The 2,992-nt window shown below is 46.9% G+C and carries 1 pseudogene; it reads right to left on the bottom strand.

The features are described from left to right. Positions 1 to 2,992: pseudogene (locus BHC51_RS05235) on the bottom strand (hypothetical protein); the annotation flags it as partial.

Genomic DNA, 2,992 nt, shown 5'->3' with positions numbered 1-2,992 from the left:
ACCACTTAAAGCCGATTGCAGAGTTAACAGCTGCTTCTTTACCAGTAGTGGAAACACCTGCACCCCACGTAATTTTACCGTTTTTACTTGCTGCCTTATAGTTTACACCTATGGCACCATAACTACGGTATGTACCTACACCGATACCAACAGCCTGTCCGCCAGAGCTCAGGGACGGCAGATAGGCACCAGACAATGCCATTGCCATTGCAGTACCAGAATAGGCACGGCGCTCAACATGGTGAAGATTGTCATTTAACTGATTAACATATTCATTTACTTTGCTAATCTGATTACTAACACCTTTAAGCTGAGCCACATTCACCGCATCCGTATCCTCCGTACCCGCAGCGACGCCGGTTATCTGACGATATTGTCCATCTTCTGTATTTCCTACCGATACCGCTCCATACTCTTTACTTCTCGTTGCTTCAATTGCGCTAACCAGCCTGTCGTTGCCTTTCGCTTCCGGTGGTATATACACTTCTCCAACTCCACGGCCGCCAGCCCTGTTTGCTACTGATCCGGCACCCAGAGCCACACCTCCGTCCTGCGTTACTTTCGCCTCTTTACCCAGCGCTACACTATTACTTTCCGGCGCACTCGCTGAATCACCTATCGCAATTGCCGAGGTACCTTGAGCCACCGCATTTCCGCCTATTGCTATCGAATCCTCACCTTTAGCTTGTGATGCTTGCTTGCTGCTGTTGATCTTCGCATACATCGATGCACCATTATTTTGTATGTTTTCCAGCGCAGCACGTACATTATGTACTACTGTCCTTTCTCCGTTAGGAGCATAAATTTCGTAGTCAGGCGCAGGAATAATACCAGAAGAAGGTAAATTTGTACCTATCGCTTCTGCTACGGGACGAAGCTGGTTGGCTACGCTTGTACTAATTGATGCTGACAGATTATTCAAAGCGTCCTGGGAAATATTGCCTCCTGTAGGCAGATTATTTACCGTTGTAGACAGACTATTCAGATCATTTCTCACTTCCCACAATTGGTGGTTGTTGACGGCATCGGTGGAATTCTCTCTAACACGACCGGCTGCTACATTGGTAATGCGCTGAGCAGTGCCATTATGGGTGGCATCATAGGCTGTACCATTCCATTGCAATGTATTTTCTTGCAGATTACCAATATCATTATTAATTTGAGCTATTGGTGTATCTTGTACCATACTGCTTATCGAAGATAAGCCTGTTGAAGCAGATGAAGACAAACTGAGCAGATCGTCTTTCACTATTCTTAATTGTCCGCCATTTACTGCTTCATGCGAATCCGGCTCAAGTGAACCATCTGCCAGATTCACAATCTTGCCATAAGAAGGAGCACGAGTCAGGCTGTTTGGTCTGCTGGCATCAAATCCACCTTCACCATTATTACCTAGATCATTATTCCATTGCAGCCTGTTCTCTTTTTTCAGCTTATCCACATCATTGTGGATAGTCTGATAATCGGTATCCAAACTGGTGAGTCTGTTATTGGTGCTGGTCTCCAGCTGGCCTAACTGGTCTTGCGTTGTGCTCAAACTGTTGAGCAGTTCATTGTATCCGGTAGACATAGAAACGCTTATGCTGCCGATATCAGAAACTGCTGTTGATAAACTGCTTAAACCGGTTGAGGTAGAGTTAGACAGACTAAACAGCTGGCCTGCATTAACCGCATCAGTGGAATTCTCTCCAAGAGTACCGGCTGCTACATTGATAATCTTCTGAATATTTCCATTACGACCGGCATCATAGGCTTTGCCATTCCATTGCAATGCATTCTGTTCTAATTCTGTCAGGCTCTGATTAGCATTGCTTAAGCTGCTACTCAGGCTGCTGCTCAGGCTGTTCAGACCAGTTGCTGTCGACACCGACAGGCTGCTCAGGCCTGAAGCAGCAGTCGACAGTCCTGTCTGTGTCACAGTTGACAGACTGTCCAGCTGTGAACCGTTGATCGCATCCGTTGAATCTGCTTCTACCCGGCCGGCCGTAATACCGGTCAGTTGTTGGGTACGGCCATCACGGGTGGCATCATAGACTTTGCCATTCCATTGCAATGCATTCTGCTGCAATGCAGTTACACTGCCATTGGTTTGCTCAAAGCTGGTAGACAGGCTGACTATATTATCGCCTATGGTACTCAGGCTCTGGGAAACACTGGACAGGCTACCTATATGAGTGTCAGCAATTGTACTCAAACTGCTGGCCAAATCGCTCAAACCGCTTGAGGTAGAGTTAGACAGACTAAACAACTGGCCTGCATTAACCGCATCAGTGGAATTCTCTCCAAGAATACCGGCTGCTACATTGGTAATCCTTTTAGCATCTCCATTTCGAGCGGCATCATAGGCTCCGATATTGTTATTCCATTGCAATGCATTCTGTTTTAATTCTGTTACACCCTCAGTAGCATTGCTCAGGCTGGAATTTATACTGGAACTCAGGCTGTTCAGACCTGTTGCTGTCGACACCGACAGGCTGCTCAGGCCTGAAGCAGCAGTATCCAGTCCTGACTGTGTCACAGTTGACTGACTGTGCAGCTGTGAACCGTTGATCGCATCCGTTGAATCTGCTTCTACCCGGCCGGCCGTAATACCGGTCAGTTTTTGGGTACTGCCATCACGGGTGGCATCATAGACTTGACCATTCCATTGCAATGCATTCTGCTGCAATGCAGTTACACTGCCATTGGTTTGCTCAAAGCTGGTAGACAGGCTGACTATATTATCGCCTATGGTACTCAGGCTCTGGGAAGCACTGGACAGGCTACCTATATGAGTGTCAGCAATTGTACTCAAACTGCTGGCCAGATCGCTCAAACCGCTTGAGGTAGAGTTAGACAGACTAAACAACTGGCCTGCATTAACCGCATCAGTAGAATTCTCTCCAAGAATACCGGCTGCTACATTGGTAATCCTTTTAGCATCTCCATTTCGAGCGGCATCATAGGCTCCGATATTGTTATTCCATTGCAATGCATTCTGTTTTAATTCTGT

The sequence above is a fragment of the Snodgrassella alvi genome, assembly GCF_002777745.1.
Classification (GTDB): domain Bacteria; phylum Pseudomonadota; class Gammaproteobacteria; order Burkholderiales; family Neisseriaceae; genus Snodgrassella; species Snodgrassella alvi_D.
Note: the sequence above shows the minus strand (reverse complement) of the source record. Positions and strands in the feature narration are given on the sequence as shown.